A 19490-nucleotide genomic window follows, 5' to 3' on the forward strand; every position below is an offset into this window, starting at 1 on the left:
CGATCCCCCATGGAAGAAGGGCGCGGCCCCCGGCCGCGCCCTTCGCTGTCGGTTCAGTTCGGGCGGGTTGCCGGGTGAACCCCGGCTTCCTGCGATTCGAGGCCCGCGCCCGCCTGGCCTTCCAGGTCGTCGCCGACATTGTCGTCGCGCAGGGTGTCGAGGTGCATCAGCTTCTTTATCAGCGGGCTGATGACGAGGACGGCGACACCGACGCCCACCGCGACCCAGCCGACGGTCGAGTAGACGCCGAGCACCACTTCCTTGCCCGCTTCCTCGCCCACGCCTTCCGCGCCGGTGGCCGACGCGATGAGGCCGGCGGCGAAGTTGCCGGTGGCCGACGCGAAGAACCACACGCCCATGATCAGCGACGCCATGTGCGCCGGCGCAAGGCGGTTCATCGCCGAAAGGCCAACGGGGCTGAGGCAGAGTTCGCCCGTCGTGTGGAGCAGGTAGATGAGGAAGATGTAGATCACCGGGGTCGGCACGTCGACGCCGACCGAGGCTGCACCCCAGACCAGCACGAGGAAGCCGAGACCGACCTGCACGATGCCGAGGCCGAACTTGAACGGCGTCGACGGCTCCAGGCCCTTGCGCCCGAGCACCGTCCATAGGGTCGCGAAGACCGGGGCGAGCAGGATGATGTAGATCGCGTTGACCGACTGGAACACCGATGCCGGCACCCCGCCGCGGTCGACGTGGCGATCGGTGAACAGGTTGAGACTGGAGCCTGCCTGTTCGAACAGCGCCCAGAAGATGATCGAGGTGATGATCAGGAACAGCGCGGCGAAGATGCGATCGCGCTCTTCGGGTGCGAGCTTGGTGACGGCGACGAAGATCACGTAGGCGACTAGTAATCCGCCGAACACGCCGAGCAGGGTGCCGACGACGGCCTGGTTCTGCACCAGGACCCAGCACAGCGCGACGAGGCCGACGCCGATGGCGTACATCGTCCATTCGCGTCCCTTGGCGAGCGGCGCGGGCGGCTCGCCCCGGCCGAGCAACAGGCCGCGGCCGACAACGAACACGATGAGGCCGGCCAGCATGCCGATACCGGCGAGGCCGAAGCCGTAGGCCCAGCCGTAGGTTTCGCCGATGTAGCCGCAGAGCAGCGAACCGAGTGCGGCGCCGAGGTTAATGCCCATGTAGAAGATGGTGTAAGCACCGTCGCGGCGCACGTCGGTGCGCGGATAGAGCTGGCCGACGATCACCGAGATGTTCGCCTTGAGGAAGCCCGAACCCACGATGATGAGGGCAAGGGCGAGCCAAAAGACGTTGATCATCGGGTTGCCGGTGTGACCGACCGCCGCTTCGCCTTCGAACGCCATGAACAGGTGGCCGAGCGTCAGCAGTACCGCACCGAACTGCACCGCCTTGCGCTGACCGAGATAACGGTCGGCGAGATAGCCGCCGACGACCGGAGTAATATATACGAGCGCGGTGTACGCGCCGTAGATTACGCCGGCTTCGGCATCGGAAAAGAGCCAGTGCTTGGTCAGGTAGAAGATCAGCAGCGCCCGCATGCCGTAGTAGGAGAACCGCTCCCACATCTCGGCGAAGAAGAGCATAAACAGGCCCTTCGGATGCCCCAGGAAGGTGCCGGCGCTGTCGCCGTGCGGTAGCTGTGCTGATGCCATGCGACTGAATGTCCCTCGTTTGGTCGCGGCCGTCCCCCCAATAAGCGTATTGGCGGCCAATCAAGCGGCGCACCCTAGCGGCGAACGCGCGCATGTGAAGCCATTGTTTCAATCGCAACCGGCTGAACCGGGGATGACCGCGAGTAAGGGGACGCGCCCGCCGGAACGCCTCGCGGAACTTGACGCGCACCGCTGTATTATGTCACTGACGCAGTCTATCAGGAACTCCGCATGACCCGTGAAAGCCGCCCCGTTTATCTCCGCCTGCGCGACATCGTCGCCGCGGCGATCATCGAGGGGCGCTATCGCGAAGGGGAAATGCTGCCGTCGGTTCGCGCCTTCGCCGCCGAACAGGGCGCCAATCCGCTGACCGTCGCCAAGGCGTACCAGCAATTCCAGACCGACGGGCTGGTCGAGGTCCAGCGCGGGGTCGGCATGTACGTCGCCCCCGGGGCCGCCGACAAGCTGCGCCGGACCGAGCGGCAGCGTTTCGTGGACGAGGAATGGCCGACCATTCGCGCCCGCATCGACCGGCTCGGCATCGACCTCGACGATCTGCTCGCGCGGACCTGACGGCGTTCGATCCGCAATTGCGCTCGCCCGCCCTGTCTGGCAGGTGAAACACAGGTAATCCCAACCGGGCTGGTCGTGCCCGCATCACCGAATACGCATGAGAAAGGTGCGCGATGATCAGGTCCGAACTGCTGCAGGCCCTCGCGAAGGACAATCCCGAACTGCGCACCGACGAGGTGGAGCAGGTGGTGGACATCTTCTTCGACGAGATCGGCAGTCGCCTTGCCGAAGGCGGCAGGGTCGAACTGCGCGGGTTCGGCGCCTTCTCCACCCGCGAGCGTGAGGCGCGCAAGGGCCGAAACCCGCGCACCGGCGAGGCGGTCGACGTGCCGGCCAAGAAGGTGCCCTACTTCAAGCCCGGCAAGGAAATGCGCCGGATGCTCAACGAGGATTGAGCGACCGCGACCTGAAGAAATTGCCGTGATGCCCGACGCGCGCTAGCAGGCGCGCGGATTGCGGGTGTGGCGGAATGGTAGACGCCGGGGACTTAAAATCCCCTGAGCTTTGCTCGTGCGGGTTCGAGTCCCGCCACCCGCACCATCTTGTCCGACCGGCACGCGCACATCGGAGCGAGGGAGCCGTATCCGGTTGCGAAAGCTTTCGGTAACTCACCGCAGCAACCCGGTATTTACCCGTAAAGCGCGATTACCGTGATGGAGACCGGTGCGGGCTATCCGAACCTTTGCGGTCGGGTGCCGCGAGGAATGGGACAACGGGTCGATGGAGCACCAGAGGATTGACGTGCCGCAGTCTGCGGCTTCGATCGCGGACGCCTGCGAAGAACGCAGTGCCCCGCGCTTCACGCTGCTGATTCGTTCGGCCAAGCTGGTCGCGCCGACCGGCGAATTCATCTGCGTCATTCGCGACGTGTCCGAATCGGGCGTCAGCCTGCGCGGCTTCCATGCGCTGCCCGTGGGCGAGCCGCTGTTCCTCGAACTGCAGACCGGCGAGCGGCACGAGATCGCCGCGATCTGGGGACGCGGGTACGAGGCGGGTTTCCGCTTCGTGAACAGCGTCGACGTGGCCCGACTGGTCGCAGAAGTGGGTTGCTTTCCGAAGCGGCAGCTGCGGCTCGGCATGGCGTTCCCGATCGAGCTGATGTTCCTCGGCCGCAGGATCGCAGCGGAAATCCTCAACGTCTCGCAGCAGGGTGCGCGGATCGCCTGTGCCGAAATCCTCGCTATCGACCAGCCGGTACGCATGGCATCGGCCAACTTTCCGGAGGTTCGCGCCCGGGTTCGGTGGCGGCGGAACGGCGAGTGCGGGGTAGTCTTCGACGACACCTTCACGCTCGCGCAGCTGGCGATCTTCGCTGCTCAGCTCCAGCAGCCGGACTTGCTGACCGACCCGGAATGCGCCTCCGCCGCGCGGCGCTGAGGCGCTGGCCCGACGCGCGTTTACCATTCGGTAACCAAATTCCTTCACTCCCCGATCCATCGAATGGGGGGCCAAGTGACCGATCTATCCAGCGAACTGACCGTCGACGTCGCCATCATCGGCGCGGGCCCTGCGGGATTGACCGCGGGATACCTGCTGACGAAGGCAGGCAAGACGGTGGCCATCGTCGAGAAGGACGCCACCTATGTTGGTGGCATCAGCCGCACCGTGGAGCACGAGGGCTACCGCTTCGACATCGGCGGGCACCGGTTCTTCTCGAAATCGCAACAGGTCGTGGATCTGTGGAACGAGATTCTGCCCGACGACTTCATCCAGCGCCCGCGGATGAGCCGCATCTATTACGAAGGCAAGTTCTACAGCTATCCCCTGCGCGCGTTCGAGGCGCTGTGGAACCTCGGCGTCTTCCGGTCCGCCGCGTGCATGGCCAGCTACGCGTGGTCGAAGGTCTTCCCGGTGCGCGAAGTGCGCAGCTTCGAGGACTGGACCAGCAACCAGTTCGGCAAAAAACTCTACGGCATCTTCTTCAAGACCTACACCGAGAAGGTCTGGGGCATGCCCTGCAACGAGATGAGCGCCGACTGGGCCGCCCAGCGCATCAAAGGGCTGTCGCTATGGGGTGCGGTGGTCGACGGGCTGAAGCGCAGTCTTGGCCTCAACAAGCGGCCCAACGACGGTATGGCGACCAAGACCCTGCTCGAGACCTTCCGCTATCCACGGCAGGGCCCGGGCATGATGTGGGACGCCGCGCGCGACAAGATCGTGGCGACCGGCCTCGGGACGGTGGTCATGGGTCATTCGCTGGAGCAGCTCGCTGCGGACGGTAACGGCGGCTGGCGGATGACAGCGAGCGCGAAGAATGGCGGCAAGGTCGCCATCCGGGCCGCGCACGCCATCAGCAGCGCGCCGATGCGCGAACTGGCCGCGCGCATGCACCCGCTGCCCGACACGACATTGAACGCCGCCAATCTCAAGTACCGCGACTTCCTTACCGTGGCGCTGATGGTGGAAGGGGAGGACCTGTTCCCCGACAACTGGATCTACATCCACGACAGCAAGGTGAAGGTGGGCCGCGTACAGAACTTCCGGTCCTGGTCGCCCGAGATGGTGCCCGATCCGGACATGGCCTGCGTCGGCCTCGAATACTTCTGCTTCGAAGGCGACGGACTCTGGTCGATGGCGGACGACGACCTCGTGGCGCTCGCAACGAAAGAGATGGAAATCCTCGGCCTGCTCGACCCGAAGAAGGTCAAGGGCGGCGCGGTGGTGCGGCAGGAAAAGGCCTACCCCGTCTACGACGAGACTTACGCCGCCAACGTCGCCGCGATGCGCTATGAGCTGGAGGACAGGCATCCCACGCTTCACCTCGTGGGCCGCAACGGCATGCACCGCTACAACAACCAGGATCACGCGATGATGACCGCGATGCTCACCGTCGAGAACATCCTCGCCGGCAGCCGTGTCTACGACACCTGGTGCGTGAACGAGGACGCCGAATACCACGAGGCGGGCGACGAGGGAGCCGAGGCAGCGCTACCGCAACGCGAGGTGACCGCCGATCAGGCCGCCGCGCTCGGATCGGTGCGCGATGTGCCCCGGCGGGTGGGCGAGGGGCGCCGGGCGGCCTGAGGCACGAGGCGGCGATCAAGAAGCCTTCGGGGGCGTTGGCTAAAAAGTAACGGGATGGACCGACAATCGCGCGCGGCAAGGATGCCGCTCGCACACGAGACACGGGGGCACGGGTGATCGCAACGCTGACCAGGTTCGCCGACGTGCGGCTCGTGCGCTACGCCCTGGCGAGCGTGGGCGCGCTGGCGATCGACATGGGCAGTTTCCTCGCGCTGCTCGCGCTGGCGGTGCCTGCCGCAGGCGCCTCGGCCATCGGATATATCGTCGGGATCGGGGCGCACTGGATGCTGTCGAGCCGCGCGGTCTTCGTCGGCCGCGTCGCCGCGAACGGCGCGGCGCGCCACCGGCAGAAGGCCCTGTTCGTGGGATCGGCGCTCGTCGGCCTCGCGATCACCACCGCGATCGTCGGCGCAGGGGTCCGCGCCGGCATGGACCCGCGGGTTGCGAAGCTCGCCGCCATCGCGGTCAGTTTCGCCATCACTTGGATCCTGCGCAGCCGCGTCGTGTTTCGTAACCCGGCGGGCGCGCGGTGAGCCTTTTCGTGGAACGGCGCAGGCCTGCGGTCACGCCGGAACTGCTGATGCGCGTCACGCTCGCCTGGGCGATGATTGCAGCACTGCTGCTCGTCACCGGGCTGCCCGCCATTCTCGGCCACCGGTTCCCGGACCCCGACGATACCCTGCGCCTGCTGCAGGTGCGCGACCTCATTGCTGGGCAGGGCTGGTACGACATGACGGTTCACCGCGCCGACGGGGAGGTCATGCACTGGTCGCGGCTGGTCGACCTGCCCATTGCGGCGGTCATCCTCGCCCTGCGCGGTCTCGTCGGGATGGCGGCGGCGGAAACGACCGCGCTCGTCGTGGTCCCCCTCGTTACGATGTTCGTCTGCCTGTTCCTCGTCGGCCGGATAGCCTGGCGGCTGCTAGGCGACGAACTGGCCATGTTCGCGTGCCTGGCGCTGGCCTTTTCGGTGCCGGTGGTTGAACAGCTGCGGCCGATGCGCATCGATCACCACGGGTGGCAGATCGCGCTCGTCCTCCTCGCGCTCAACGCCATGATGGCCCGGTCGCCGCGTACCGGCGGGTGGATCGTCGGCGGCGCGCTGGCGACCGCGCTGGCGATTTCCATCGAGCAGCTCCCTATCGCCTGCGCGTTCGTCGCGGTCCTCGCATTCCGCTGGTTTTCGGACCGGCACGAGCGCCAGTGGCTGGTCTCCGCGATGCAGGCGCTCGCCGTCGTTTCCGCCGTGCTCTTCGCCGCGACCCGCGGCCTGTCGGCGATGCAGACGTGCGACCAGATCGCGCCGGTGCACCTCGCTGTCTTTGCGTGGGGCGCGGTCGTGTTCACCGCCGCGTCCGCGCTTGAGCCGCGTCCGCGCGGTATGCTGTTCGCCGCCGTTGCCGCCGCGGTCGGGGGCGCGCTCGCGATCGTGTGGCAGATCGCGCCCGCCTGCATCGGCGGCACGTTCGGTGCGGTCGAACCGGTGGCGCGCGAGTTGTGGCTGTCGCGGGTCGCGGAAGGGAGCCCCATCTGGCGACAGGACCTGCCAGTCATGCTTCAGATCGTGCTGCCGCCGGCGATCGGCCTCGCCGCGCTGGTCCGGCTCGCGGGCCGTTCGTCGGGTTGGTTGCGGCGGTGCTGGACCGAATACGCGATCCTTCTGGCTGCGGCGTTCGTCCTCAGCATATTCGTCGCGCGGGCCGGAGCGGTGGCGGGCGCGCTCGCCGCGATCCCGGTGGGCTGGCAACTGCGCGAATGGCTCCGCCGGGTGCGCCATGCGCGCCGGCCGATGAAGCGTATCGCCACTTACGGCGCGGTCTCGGTCGCGCTCGTTCCCGCCGCGCCCGCACTCCTGCTGCTGAGCGCGGTGCCGGGCCAGGCGCAAGGGCAGTACGCGCCCCTCCATCGCATGCCGGCAGAGGGCGAGTGCGGAATCTCGGCTGCGCCGCTGGCGCTGAAGGAAGAACCGACCGGCAGGTCGCTCGTCCCGCTCGATGTCGGTGCGATCGTGCTGCTCGAAACCCGTCAGTCGGTCATGGCAACCGCGCACCACCGCGCGGCCAAGCTCGGGACGGTGATACGCGCCTTCACCGCCGACGATGCGACCGCCCGCGCCATCGTGGAGGGCGAGGGGATCGACACCGTCGCGCTGTGCCCCTCGCTGGCCGAACCGCAGAATTATGCTCACGATGCGCCGAACGGCCTTGCCGCTGCGCTGATGAGCGGCCGAGCGCCCGGCTGGCTGGAGCCGCTTGCCCCGCGCGGCGATGGCTGGAGGGTGTGGCGCGTGCGCCACTGATCTCGACGCTCGTCGAACTCTCCGCGCGCTAGGTCGAGCGCGCGATTGCCCCGTGATGCACCGCAGCGTATGGCCCGCTGACCCGCATGCTTGCATGTGGTGACCTACTCCGATAACACACTTTGGCGCGGCCGGAGGCGATGGAGCCGGGCGGACAGGGCACAGGCGATGAATTACGAGACGACCGTCGAAGCACAGGACAGCGTGCAATACCGGGACAGCCGCGATAGCGACCTGTCCGGCGTGACGGTGGACGAGCGCCCCGCGAAGAAGCGGCGCTGGCCGCTGGTCGCGCTCGTCGGCGCGATCCTGCTGGCCGTCGTACTCTATCTCGCCGCGGGCGGCGGCGCCGAGGAAGACCCGTTCGCTCCGCCCGAGGCCGGGCAGATCCCCTCGGTCAGCGTCATCACGCCGGGCCGCGCGACGATCGCCGGCACCATCGATGCCACCGGCACTCTCGCCGCGCGCCGCGAACTCCCCGTGGGTTCGGTGGGCGAGGGCGGCCGGGTGGTGTCCGTTTCCGTGGACGAGGGCAGCTGGGTCCGCCAGGGCCAGGTGCTCGTATCGGTCGACCGCTCGGTGCAGAACCAGCAGATCGAGGGCGCGCGCGCCCAGATCGGCGTCGCCCGCGCCGACCTCAATCTCGCGCAGGCCAACCTCGACCGCGCCCTCAAGCTCGTCGATCGCGGCTTCATTTCCAAGGCCGACGTCGATCGGCTGACCGCCACCCGCGATGCCGCCCGTGCGCGCGTCAACGTGGCGCAGGCAACGGTTGGCGAACTGCAGGCGCGTACCGCGCGGCTCAACATCTACGCGCCGGCTTCCGGCCTCGTTCTCACCCGCAGCGTCGAGCCCGGCCAGACGGTGGGTGCCGGCGGCACCCCGCTATTCACCATTGCCCAGGGCGGCGAGATGGAACTGCGTGCCAAGCTGAGCGAACAGGACCTCAACGCGATCTCGGTCGGCAACGAGGCGCGGGTGACCCCGGTGTCGAGCGAGAAGTCGTTCGTGGGACAAGTGTGGCAGATCGCTCCCACGATCGACCAGCAGACCCGGCAGGGCGAGGCGCGCATCGCGCTCGCTTACGCACCCGAACTCAAGCCCGGCGGCTTCGCCTCGGCCAGCCTCGCCAGCGGCACGGTCGTCGCCCCGATGCTGCCGGAATCGGCGATCCAGACCGACGAGAAGGGGCAGTTCGTGTATGTCGTGGCCCAGGACAACACCGTCCAGCGGCGCGGCATCCGCACCGGCATCGTGACCGAGAACGGTATCGCCATCGTCGAAGGCCTCACTGGCAACGAACGCATTGTCCTAAGGGCCGGCGGATTCCTGGCGCCGGGCGACAAGGTCAAGCCGGTGGCGGCCCGGTGAGGCCGACGCGAACGCCATGAACATGCGTAACATCTCCGCCTGGTCGATCCGCAACCCGGTGATCCCGATCATCCTGTTCGCGGGCCTGCTGATCGCGGGCCTCGTCGCGTTCAACCGGATGACGGTGATCAACTTTCCAGAGGTCGATTTCCCGGCGGTGACGATCAACGTCGCCCAGCCCGGCGCCGCCCCGACGGAAGTGGAAACACAGATCACCCAGAAGATCGAAGGCGCCGTGCGCTCGATCAACGGGGTGGAAGAAATCAGTTCGACCGCATCCGAAGGCAGTTCGAGCACGTTCGTGTTCTTCACCGTCGGCACCAATTCGAACGACGCCACCGCCGAAGTGAAGAACGCGGTCGACCAGATCCGCGGCGACCTGCCCGACGGCATCCTCGAACCGCAGGTCCGCAAGGTCGAGATCAACGGCGGCAGCCTGCTCGGCTATTTCGCGGTCAGCGCCGACGACATGACGATGGAGCAGCTGAGCTGGTTCATCGACGACACCGTCAGCCGCCAGCTCCTGTCGGTGGAGGGCATGGCCAAGGTCAGCCGCGGCGGCGGCGTCGACCGGCAGATCCGCGTGGTCGTCGACCCGGCGCGTATGCAGGCGCTCGGCGTCACCGCGCGCGACATCAACAACGTGCTGCGCCAGACCAACATCAACGCCGCCGGCGGCCAGACCGAGATCGCCGGCTCGCGCCAGTCGGTCCGCGTGCTCGGCAACGCGCAGACCGCCTATGCCCTCGGCCAGAGCCAGATCAATTTGGGCGGCGGGCGGACGGTCAAGCTGAGCGACGTCGCCGACGTCACCGACAGCTATTCCGAGCGGACGAGCTATTCGAAGCTCAATGGCCGCGAGGTGGTGACCTTCTCGATCGAGCGCGCGCGCGGCACTTCCGACGTGGAAGTCTACGACGATGCCGTCCGGGTCTTGAAGAAGATCGAGGCCGACAACTCCGGCGTCCACTTCACCTCGCTGTTCACGCCCGTCGATTACACCAAGAGCCAGTACGAAAGCTCGATGGCGGCGATGATCGAGGGCGCGATCCTGGCGATCGTGGTCGTGTTCTTCTTCCTGCGCGACTGGCGCGCGACCATCATCAGCGCGATCGCGATTCCGCTGTCGGCGATCCCGACCTTCTGGTTCATGGATCTGCTGGGATTCAACCTCAACACGCTCAGCCTGCTCGCGCTCGGCCTCGTCGCGGGGGTGCTGGTCGACGATGCGATCGTGGAGATCGAGAACATCGTCAGACACATGCGGATGGGCAAGTCCGCCTATCAGGCGTCGATCGACGCGGCCGACGAGATCGGCCTTGCCGTGGTGGCGACGACCATGTCGATCGTCGCGGTGTTCCTGCCGGTGGGCATGATGCCGGGCATCCCGGGCGAATTCTTCAAGCCGTTCGGCCTCACGGTCGTGGTCGCGGTGCTATGCAGCCTGGCGGTGGCGCGCATGATTACCCCGATGATCGCCGCCTACTTCCTGCGCGCGCACGGCGAGCAGTCGCACGGCGAGGGCCGGGCGATGGACTTCTACATGCGGGTACTCACCTGGACGCTCGATTCGCGCCGCAGCCATGAACTGCGCGCGAAGCTCGCCTTCGTCCGCACGCGCCTTGCCTACTACGTCCCGGCGCTCGTCGCGGGCGTCGCGCTGATGGCCTATTCCATCTTCACTCGCGCGAACGCCCCCGTCGACCCATTGAGCGAACCGCCGGGCACCATGAGCCTGCTGATGGGCGGCCTGTTCGGCGGCTTCCTGCCGGGCTTCCTGCTCGGCTGGCTCGTTACCTTCATCGTCGGGCTGATCTACGGCCGGATGGCGGGATACGACAGCAACGGCTGGACCGAGCGCTCGCGTTTTGCCGGGAAGCGCTTTCTCGCTCGCGCGCGCGACCACCGGTTCTACGCCTTCCTCATCGGCGTCGGCGCGTTTATCGCGACGATCCTGATGTTCATGGCACTGCCGAGCCAGTTCCAGCCCGAAGAGAACAACGACACTTCGCAGGTCTCGATCACGATGGTGCCGGGCACTACGCTGGAGCAGACCGAAAGGGTGGCCCGAACCGCCTCCAATCTCCTGCAGCGCCAACCGGAAACGGTGCGCGTGCTCGAATCCGTGCGCGAAGGAAGCGCGACGCTTTACGTGGCCCTGAAACCCGCGGCCGAACGCGAAACGAAGACCAAGGAGTTCGAAAAGCGCCTGACGCCCGAATTGCAGACGATCGCCGACGCCCAGATCAATTTCCAGGGTGGCGACGGCGGTGGTGGCGGCAGCGGCCGGGCGTTGTCGGTGATGCTGTCGGGTAGCGACCCTGCTCTGTTGCAATCGACCGCGCAGACCCTCGTCGAACAGATGCGCGGGGTCGAGGGGGTCGTGGCGCCTCGCATCGCCGCGGACCTTCAGCGCCCCGAACTCATCATTCGTCCGCGAATGGACCTTGCCGCTTCGCTGGGGGTCACGACCGCATCGCTCAGCCAGGCGATCCGCATCGCGACGCTGGGCGAGATCGACCAGAATTCGGCCAAGTTCTCGCTATCGGACCGGCAGATTCCCATTCGGGTAATCCTGCCCAAGGATTCGCGACAGGACCTTTCCACCGTCGAAAACCTGCCCGTGCCGACCGCCAGCGGCGGTTCGGTACCGCTGAGCCGGGTGGCCGAAATCAGCTTCGGATCGGGTCCGACGCAAATCCAGCGTTACAACCAGTCGCGCCGCGTGGTCGTGGGTGCGGACATCGGTCCCAAGGCGGTGTCGGGCGACCTGATGAAGCAGATTCGCGCATTGCCGATCATGCAGAACCTGCCGCAGGGCGTCAGCAGCGAGCCGGTCGGAGACGACAAACGCCAGGCGGAGGTCATCAACTCGTTCCTCGTCGCGGTCGTAAGCGGCGTATTTCTCGTCTTCGCGGTGCTCGTGCTGCTCTACCGCCGGTTCATCTCGCCGCTGGTCAATATGACCTCGCTGCTGCTCGCGCCGCTCGGCGGGCTTATCGCGCTGTGGCTGTTCGGCATGGTGATGGACGGGGCGCCAGTGCCGATCTCGATGCCGGTCTACATCGGCATCCTGATGCTGCTGGGAATCGTCGCCAAGAACTCGATCCTGCTCATCGACTTCGCGATCGAGGAGATGGAGAACGGCGTGCCCAAGAAGGATGCGATCATCGACGCCGGGCACAAGCGCGCGCAGCCGATCGTGATGACGACGGTGGCGATGGTCGCCGGCATGGTGCCGACCGCGATCTCGCTGTCGGGAGACGGTGCCTGGCGCGCGCCGATGGGCATGGTGGTGATCGGCGGACTGATCCTGTCGACCGTGCTCACGCTGCTGCTGATCCCGGCGGGCTTCAGCCTCGCCGACGGGTTCGAGAAGCGGGCCGGCCCGTGGCTGCGTACGCGGCTGCTCACCTACAAACCGGGCGACGACGACGGGACGATCCGTGGGCGGCCTCCCGAAGCACCGGGCGTCCCTGCCGAGTGAGCGGTGAAACCCCGCGCCTGCCGAAGCGTTGGCGAGGCATGGGGGGCACCCAGATAACACCGGACCGAGCACGCACGATGCGCCGCACCGCCACCGGCCTGCTGGTGGCGATGGCGGGGCTGTTCGTGCTGACCGGGCAATATCTCGGGCTGCATCCCGCCGTCGGCTATGTCCGCGCCTTCGCCGAGGCAGCGATGGTCGGCGGGCTTGCCGACTGGTTCGCGGTGACCGCGCTGTTCCGCCACCCCCTCGGCATACCAATCCCGCACACCGCGATCATTCCGGAAAACAAGGACCGGATCGCCGACACGATGGCGACATTCCTGCAGGACAACTTCCTCACCCCCGCCGTCGTCGCGCGCCGGATGCAGGACATGAACCTGGCGAAAGCCGTCGGCGAGTATCTTGCCGCGCCAGGGCAGGGCGACACCGGCGCAAAGCTGCGCTCGGGCGCGGGCGACCTCATCGCCGAGTTTCTCGAAACGCTCGACCCCGAACGGCTCGGCACACAGGTCCGCGGCGGGCTCAAGTCGCTTGCCGCGCGGGTCGATGTCGCCCCGCTCGCCGGCCAGTTGCTGACCGCAGCGATCGCCGATCGGCGGCATCTGCCGCTGATCGATTCGGCGATCCGCTGGGCGGGCCTGACGATCGAGGCGAACGAGACGCTCATCCGCGATATGATCCACGAGAAGGCGAACGGCCTCGTGCGCTGGACCGGCCTCGACGAGAAGCTCGCGAACTCCGTGCTCGACGGGCTTTATAAGCTGCTGGCCGAAGTGCTCGTCGATCCGAACCACCCGCTTCGGGGCAAGCTCGAGGAAGGGCTCGCTCAGCTTGCGCACAACCTGATGCACGATCCCGAAACGCGCGCCCGGGTGGAAAAAGCCAAGAACGACTTGCTCGACAATCCGGTCGTCGGCCGCTGGTGGTTGAGCGTGTGGGAGCGTCTGCGCGGCGGGCTCATGAAATCGGCGCGCGAGCCGGGCGGCGGGCTGTCCGCCGTCTTCGGCGAGACGCTAGCCGATCTCGGCAAGACCCTCGCCGCCGACGACCGGCTGCAGTGGCAGATCAACCGCTTTGCCCGCCGTACCGCGGTCGGCGTCGCGACGCGGTACGGCGGGCAGATCGTGCGGCTGATCTCCGAAACCGTGCGCCGTTGGGACGCGCGGACGCTGACCGACCGGATGGAGGGCGCGGTAGGCCGTGACCTCCAGTTCATCCGCATCAACGGCACGGTCGTGGGCGGTCTCGTGGGGGTGACGATCCACGCGCTCGACGCGGTGTTCTGAGCGCGCGGTGACCCAGCCCTTTCTCCATACCGACCGGCTCGAGCTGTGGCAGCCTGGCGCCACGGACATGGAGGCCATGTTCGCGGTAATGCAGGACCCCCGGACCTGGCGCTATTTCGGCGCGCCCATCGGGCGGGCGGACCACACGACCCGCTTCATGCGCAACGCCGGCAGCTGGTCGCTTTACGGCTACGGTTCATTGATGGTCCGCGAACGCGGGCGGCCCGACGTAATCGGCAATTGCGGCGTGTTCCATACCTGGCGCGGGCTGGGCGAGGACTTCGACGACCGGCCCGAAGCCGGCTGGATCGTCGCCGCCGACCACACCGGCAAGGGCTACGCGCGCGAGGCGATGGACGCAGTTCTCGCCTGGTTCGACCGCGAACACGGCCCGCGCGAAATCGTCTGCATTATCCACCCCGACAATGCGCCGTCGATTGCGCTGGCAAACCGGCTCGGCTTCGTGCCGACGCGACTGGGGGAGTTGGGGCCGGACAACCCGGTGCAGCTGTTCAGTCGCGTCTGAAGCGACCTCAGGGTATCTGGAAGAGGACCGTGTTGCTCCAGTAGGAGCGGATCGGGGCACCCGAAGCATCGAGCGCAGGGTCGAACCTGGCCGAGCGCATCATCGCGGCGCAGACCGCATCGTCGAAACCCTTTGCCCGGGTCGTCGCTTGGATATGGCACTTGCTCGGCGTGCCGTCAGGCTCGACGATGAGGCGGAAGTAGACGAGGCCCTGATCGCCGTTCCGCAGCAGCTGGAGCGGATATTGGTTCGCCCCGATCCACTTCGCGGGGCTGTCCAGCGGAATTACGCTGCGCGTCAAGCTCCGGTGCGCCTCGACGTCGATACCCCATTGGCGAACCAGATCGTCGACGCATGTGCGTAGAGCGGCCATCGGTTTGCCCATCGAACCAAGCGCCAGCCGGACTGATCGCTTGCCCGGCTTGCCGATCACCAGAGTATCGATCTGTGCCTCGCGTTCCGGTGTGATCTTCATCCCGAACACATCGGGATCGCCGGGGATCTCGTCGCTGCTCTTGCGGTATTGCGACCCGGTTCGGCGGTCGTCGATCGTCTCGACTTCGCCCAGCTCGTCCAGCGTCATGCTCGAATATACGAGCGCGGGGTTCTTGCCCATTTCGCCCTTGAGGCCGGCGCGCTCGATCTCTCTGCCGTCCGGCTCGAAACGGGCCGGTGTCTGGGGAGAGGAAAAAACGCGCAGCGCCTTTCCCGTCACGAGGAGGCTGAACGAATCGCCCGGCTGGAACCGTTCGAAGGATATCGCGACGAGGTCGTCCGGCGTACCGAAACTGCGGCGAAGGCTGCACTGGTCGACACCGAAGTCGAGGTTCCATTTGGACGCTGGCTGATAAACCGAGACGGGTTCAGCTGCGGACAGGGGCTGACTGGACAACCCCGCAAGCGCGAGAACGGTTAGGAATCTGAACAATGGCGCGCCCCCTTTGGAAGCGGCCATTGTTCGATAAAGTCCCTCCGATTTCTAGAGCTTTTCGGTCAGTTCCGGCAGGATCTTGTAGAGATCGCCGACGAGGCCGATGTCCGCCACCTGGAAGATCGGCGCGTCCTCGTCCTTGTTGATGGCGATGATCGTCTTGGAATCCTTCATGCCTGCAAGGTGCTGGATCGCGCCCGAAATGCCGATCGCCATGTACACCTCGGGGGCCACGATCTTGCCCGTTTGGCCGACCTGGTAGTCGTTGGGCACGTAGCCCGCGTCCACCGCCGCGCGGCTCGCGCCGACGCCGGCGTTAAGCTTGTCGGCGAGCGGGAGGATGTATTCCTTGAAAGTGTCGGCATCCTTCAGCGCGCGGCCGCCCGACACGATGATCTTGGCGCTGGTCAGCTCGGGGCGCTCGCTCTTGGCGAGTTCGCTGCCCTCGAAGGTGCTGGTGCCGGCGTCGGCCGATCCGCTGACCGCCTCAACCGTGCCGCTGCCGCCCTCGGCAGCCGCCTTGTCGAACGCGGTGCCGCGCACGGTGATGACGAGCTTGGAGTCGCTCGATTCGACCGTCGCGATCGCGTTGCCGGCGTAGATCGGGCGGGTGAAGGTCTTCTCGCCCTCGATGCCGATGATTTCGGACACCTGCATAACGTCGAGCAGCGCGGCGACGCGCGGGGCGATGTTCTTGCCGGTGGTCGTCGCAGCCGCCAGGAACGCGTCATGGTGCCCCATGAGGTCGGCGACGAGCGGCGCGACGTTTTCGGGCAGCTGGTGTTCGTAGGCATCGCCATCGGCGACGTGGACCTTGCCTACGCCAGCGATCCTGGCGGCAGCATCGGCCACCGCGCCGCAATCCTTGCCCGCGACGAGCAGATGCACTTCGCCGAGCTTCGATGCCGCAGTCACGGTCGCGAGAGTCGCGTCCTTCACGCTGGTGTTGTCGTGGTCGACCAGAACGAGAGTCTTCATTTCGCTATTCCTTTTTCCGCTCTGGCTCAGGCGATGCCGAGCGCCTTCAGCTTGCCGACGAGTTCGTCGACGTCGGCGACCTTGATGCCCGCTTGGCGGACCGGCGGTTCGGATACCTTCAGGGTCTTGAGGCGGGGGGCAGTGTCGACGCCGTAATCGGCCGGGCTCTTGGTCTCGAGCGGCTTGGATTTCGCCTTCATGATGTTGGGCAGCGAAGCGTAGCGCGGTTCGTTGAGGCGCAGATCGGTGGTGACGACGGCGGGCATCGCCAGCTTCACCGTTTCCAGACCGCCGTCGATCTCGCGCTTCACGGTCACATGATCGCCGTCGACGGTCACCTCGTTGGCGAAGGTGCCCTGCGGGCGGTCCATCAGCGCGGCAAGCATCTGGCCGGTCTGGTTCGAATCGTCGTCGATCGCCTGCTTGCCGAGGATGACCAGCCCGGGCTGTTCCGCATCCGCAATGCCTTTCAGGATCTTGGCAACCGCGAGCGGCTCGACCTCGGTGCCGTCGTCGACTTGCACGAGGATCGCGCGGTCCGCGCCCATGGCGAGGCCGGTGCGCAGGGTCTCGGTCGCCTTGGCGGGCCCGATGCTGACGACCACGACCTCGGTCGCGGCGCCCTTCTCCTTCAGGCGGAGCGCTTCCTCGACCGCGATCTCGTCGAACGGGTTCATGCTCATCTTGACGTTGGCGAGATCGACGCCGCTGCCGTCGGCTTTGACCCGCGGTTTCACGTTGTAGTCGATCACCCGCTTGACGGGGACGAGGATCTTCATGGCATCTTCCTTGTCGTTTCGACGCTGTGCTCGCGCCGCTTATCTAACCTTTACGTAAGCGTCAATCGGAGTGCGTTCGGGTGAACTCCGCGATCAGCGATTGATACGCTCTTTCATCGGGAAAGCGCGCGAAGCTGTGTTTCGCTCCCGTTCTTGCCCAATCGAACCCTTCGGCGGTCTGGCTTTCGACGAAAGGGGGGCCAGGCGGCGGCTCGTCGAGCATCGGTGTGCGAACGTTGACGAACGGCATCGCGGCCGGGCGGGTGAAGACCCAGCTCTTGCAATGATCGCAGTGGTAATGCCGGGCCTCGTCGCCGTGCGCGCCGCCGACGACCGGATCGCCCGTTGTCACCGTGAACGCATCCGCCGGGAAAGCGCTGGTGAGCGAGAACGCGCTTCCGGTCATCCGCTGGCAGCCGCGGCAGTGGCAGGCACCGGTGAGCAGCGGCGCGCCCTCGACAGAGAACGTGAGCTGCCCGCACCGGCACTGCCCGGTCGCGATCACGCGGCCTTCTTCACCTCGGCCACGATCTTGCGCGCCGCATCGCCGAGGTCGTCGGCGCTGACGATCGGCAGGCCGCTGTTGGCGAGGATGTCCTTGCCTTCCTGCACGTTGGTGCCTTCCAGGCGTACGACCAGCGGAACCGAAAGGTTCACATCCTTGGCCGCCTGTACGATGCCGTTGGCGATCACGTCGCACTTCATGATCCCGCCGAAGATGTTGACGAGGATGCCCTCGACCGCCGGGTCCTTGAGGATGATCTTGAACGCCGCCGTCACCTTCTCGGTTGTGGCGCCGCCGCCAACGTCGAGGAAGTTGGCCGGGAAAGCGCCGTTCAGCTTGATGATGTCCATCGTCGCCATCGCCAGGCCCGCGCCGTTGACCATGCAGCCGATGTTGCCGTCCAATTTGATGTAGGCGAGGTCGTATTCGCTCGCCTCGACTTCGGCCGGGTCTTCCTCGGTCTCGTCGCGCAGCGCCTCGATGTCCTTGTGGCGGAACATCGCGTTGCCGTCGAAGCTCATCTTGGCGTCGAGCACCATGAGCTTGCCGTCCGACTCGGCGAGCGGATTGATCTCGATCATCTCGCAGTCGAGCGCCATGAACGCGTCGTACAGCTGTTTGCCGAGTTTGGCTGCCTGCTTGGCGAGGTCGCCCGACAGCTCGAGCCCCGCGGCGAGCGCGCGGCCGTGGTGCGGCATGAAGCCCTGAGCGGGATCGATCACGATCGTCGCGATCTTTTCCGGCGTGTCGTGGGCGACGTCTTCGATGCTCATGCCGCCTTCGGTGCTGGCGATCATCGCCACCCGGCCGGTCGCCCGGTCGACTACCATCGACAGGTAGTATTCCTTGCCGATGTCCACGCCGTCGGTGATGTAAAGGCGGTTGACCTGCTTGCCCGCATCGCCGGTCTGGATGGTGACCAGAGTGTTGCCGAGCATGTCCTTCGCGTTGGCCTCGACCTCTGCGATCGACTTCGCCAGGCGCACGCCGCCCTTGGCACCCTCGCCCAGTTCCTTAAAGCTGCCCTTGCCGCGGCCGCCGGCGTGGATCTGCGCCTTCACCACCCATAGCGGGCCGGGAAGCTGCTTCGCGGCTTCGACCGCTTCCTCGACTGACAGCGCCGGGATACCGGCGGGGACGGGGAGGCCGTGCTTCGCGAGGAGATCCTTGGCCTGGTATTCGTGGATGTTCATGGGTGCGCGCTGCCTTCGGTAACCGGATGGGGATTCGCCCGCGGCCTAAGCATGGATCGCCGTGCTTGAAAAGGGCGCGGGGGCGATGCAGGACCGAAGCCGTGATCGACTCCGCGCGCCTCCGTGAAATCGTCGTCGAAGCGGGGCGCATCGCGCACGCCATGTGGCCGGGCGCGGGCCATGCGCTGGAAACCTGGGAAAAGTCGCCCGGCAACCCCGTGTGCGCCGGCGACATCGCGGTCGACGCGTTCCTGAAGCGCGAGCTTGCAGCGTTGCTGCCCGCGGCCGGCTGGCTGAGCGAGGAGACCGCCGACGACTTCACCCGCCTCGGGCGGCACCTCATCTGGCTGGTCGACCCGATCGACGGGACGCGCGACTTCATCCGCGGCCGGACCGGCTGGGCGGTGTCGGTCGCGCTCATCAGTGGGGGGCGGCCGCTGATCGGATCGCTCGCCGCCCCGGCGCGGGGCGAGTTCTGGCACGCCGTCGCCGGGCGCGGCGCGTGGCGGAATGGAGAACGGCTGGTCGCTTCGACCCGTTCGAAATTCGCCGGCGCGCGCGTACCCACCGATGCCCTGCCCAAGGACGACCGCGATCTTGCGATGGTGGACAAGCCGAACTCGATTGCCCTGCGCGCGGCGATGGTTGCAGCGGACGAGGCCGATCTCCTGGCGACGCTGCGCTGGGGCTGGGAATGGGACTTGGGCGCCGCGACCCTGATCGCACGCGAGGCCGGCGCGGCGGTGACCGACGCCTTCGGCAATCCGCTCGCCTACAACAAGCGCGATCCGCGCGCCTTCGGCCTCCTCGTCAGCGCGCCCGGCATCCACGACGCGGCGGTCGAGCGACTGGCCCGCCGGGCGCACCTGATCGCGGGGCGGTAACGAAAAAGGCCGGCGTC

At 66.7% G+C, this 19490-nt stretch carries 17 protein-coding genes and 1 tRNA gene; 12 read left to right on the top strand and 6 right to left on the bottom strand.

All coding sequences use genetic code 11. From position 1 onward, the window contains the following. Window positions 1-53: 53 nt before the first annotated feature. Window positions 54-1634: a peptide MFS transporter gene (locus D4766_RS08095; RefSeq protein WP_120716998.1), complete on the bottom strand. Its 1581-nt coding sequence runs from the start codon at window positions 1632-1634 to the stop codon at window positions 54-56. Between the two features lie 231 nt (window positions 1635-1865). Between D4766_RS08095 and D4766_RS08100 the strand changes: the two genes are divergently transcribed. The 11 genes from D4766_RS08100 (at window position 1866) to D4766_RS08150 (ending at window position 14203) form a co-directional block, all read left to right on the top strand. After that, on the top strand, window positions 1866-2207 hold the full coding sequence (locus D4766_RS08100; protein WP_120716999.1) for a GntR family transcriptional regulator: 342 nt from the start codon (window positions 1866-1868) through the stop codon (window positions 2205-2207). 113 nt (window positions 2208-2320) lie between these two features. Next, entirely contained in the window at window positions 2321-2602 is a 282-nt protein-coding gene (locus tag D4766_RS08105; RefSeq protein ID WP_120717000.1) for an integration host factor subunit beta, read from the top strand. A 60-nt stretch (window positions 2603-2662) separates the two neighbouring features. After that, a tRNA-Leu gene (locus D4766_RS08110) sits at window positions 2663-2747 on the top strand. Window positions 2748-2870: 123 nt separating this feature from the next. After that, window positions 2871-3584, top strand: a complete 714-nt coding sequence (locus tag D4766_RS08115) for a PilZ domain-containing protein (RefSeq protein ID WP_234024745.1) — start codon at window positions 2871-2873, stop codon at window positions 3582-3584. Between the two features lie 75 nt (window positions 3585-3659). Further along, window positions 3660-5231 (top strand): NAD(P)/FAD-dependent oxidoreductase, encoded by a 1572-nt coding sequence (locus tag D4766_RS08120; protein ID WP_234024746.1) that lies wholly within the window; start codon window positions 3660-3662, stop codon window positions 5229-5231. 113 nt (window positions 5232-5344) lie between these two features. Further along, on the top strand, window positions 5345-5764 hold the full coding sequence (locus D4766_RS08125) for a GtrA family protein (protein ID WP_120717003.1): 420 nt from the start codon (window positions 5345-5347) through the stop codon (window positions 5762-5764). Beyond that, window positions 5761-7530: a hypothetical protein gene (locus D4766_RS08130; RefSeq protein WP_120717004.1), complete on the top strand. Its 1770-nt coding sequence runs from the start codon at window positions 5761-5763 to the stop codon at window positions 7528-7530. Before D4766_RS08125 ends, D4766_RS08130 begins: the two co-directional genes overlap by 4 nt. A 168-nt stretch (window positions 7531-7698) precedes the next feature. Continuing rightward, on the top strand, window positions 7699-8901 hold the full coding sequence (locus D4766_RS08135) for an efflux RND transporter periplasmic adaptor subunit (RefSeq protein WP_120717005.1): 1203 nt from the start codon (window positions 7699-7701) through the stop codon (window positions 8899-8901). Window positions 8902-8917: 16 nt separating this feature from the next. After that, window positions 8918-12388: an efflux RND transporter permease subunit gene (locus tag D4766_RS08140; RefSeq protein WP_120717006.1), complete on the top strand. Its 3471-nt coding sequence runs from the start codon at window positions 8918-8920 to the stop codon at window positions 12386-12388. Window positions 12389-12465: 77 nt separating this feature from the next. Continuing rightward, window positions 12466-13677, top strand: coding sequence for a DUF445 domain-containing protein (locus tag D4766_RS08145; RefSeq protein ID WP_120717007.1), 1212 nt, complete (start codon window positions 12466-12468; stop codon window positions 13675-13677). Window positions 13678-13684: 7 nt separating this feature from the next. Continuing rightward, window positions 13685-14203 carry a GNAT family N-acetyltransferase gene (locus tag D4766_RS08150; RefSeq protein ID WP_120717008.1) on the top strand — a complete coding sequence of 173 codons (519 nt, stop codon included), beginning with the start codon at window positions 13685-13687 and terminating at the stop codon, window positions 14201-14203. A 7-nt stretch (window positions 14204-14210) separates the two neighbouring features. On the opposite strand, the gene D4766_RS08155 is transcribed toward D4766_RS08150, so the two are convergent. From D4766_RS08155 to sucC, 5 genes are all read right to left on the bottom strand, one after another. Next, entirely contained in the window at window positions 14211-15131 is a 921-nt protein-coding gene (locus D4766_RS08155; RefSeq protein ID WP_162935711.1) for an energy transducer TonB, read from the bottom strand. Window positions 15132-15182: 51 nt separating this feature from the next. Further along, window positions 15183-16112, bottom strand: coding sequence for an electron transfer flavoprotein subunit alpha/FixB family protein (locus D4766_RS08160; RefSeq protein ID WP_120717010.1), 930 nt, complete (start codon window positions 16110-16112; stop codon window positions 15183-15185). A 26-nt stretch (window positions 16113-16138) separates the two neighbouring features. Continuing rightward, window positions 16139-16891, bottom strand: a complete 753-nt coding sequence (locus tag D4766_RS08165; RefSeq protein ID WP_120717011.1) for an electron transfer flavoprotein subunit beta/FixA family protein — start codon at window positions 16889-16891, stop codon at window positions 16139-16141. A 61-nt stretch (window positions 16892-16952) separates the two neighbouring features. Next, a complete protein-coding gene (locus tag D4766_RS08170; protein ID WP_120717012.1) occupies window positions 16953-17396 on the bottom strand; it encodes a GFA family protein in 444 nt (147 codons plus the stop codon). Then, window positions 17393-18589, bottom strand: a complete 1197-nt coding sequence (gene sucC / locus D4766_RS08175; protein WP_120717013.1) for an ADP-forming succinate--CoA ligase subunit beta — start codon at window positions 18587-18589, stop codon at window positions 17393-17395. Before sucC ends, D4766_RS08170 begins: the two co-directional genes overlap by 4 nt. Window positions 18590-18690: 101 nt before the next feature. On the opposite strand from sucC, the gene D4766_RS08180 reads away from it, so the two are divergent. After that, a complete protein-coding gene (locus D4766_RS08180) occupies window positions 18691-19473 on the top strand; it encodes a 3'(2'),5'-bisphosphate nucleotidase CysQ (protein WP_120717014.1) in 783 nt (260 codons plus the stop codon). Window positions 19474-19490: the final 17 nt, after the last annotated feature.

The organism is Tsuneonella amylolytica (genome assembly GCF_003626915.1).
In the GTDB taxonomy this organism is placed as follows: domain Bacteria; phylum Pseudomonadota; class Alphaproteobacteria; order Sphingomonadales; family Sphingomonadaceae; genus Tsuneonella; species Tsuneonella amylolytica.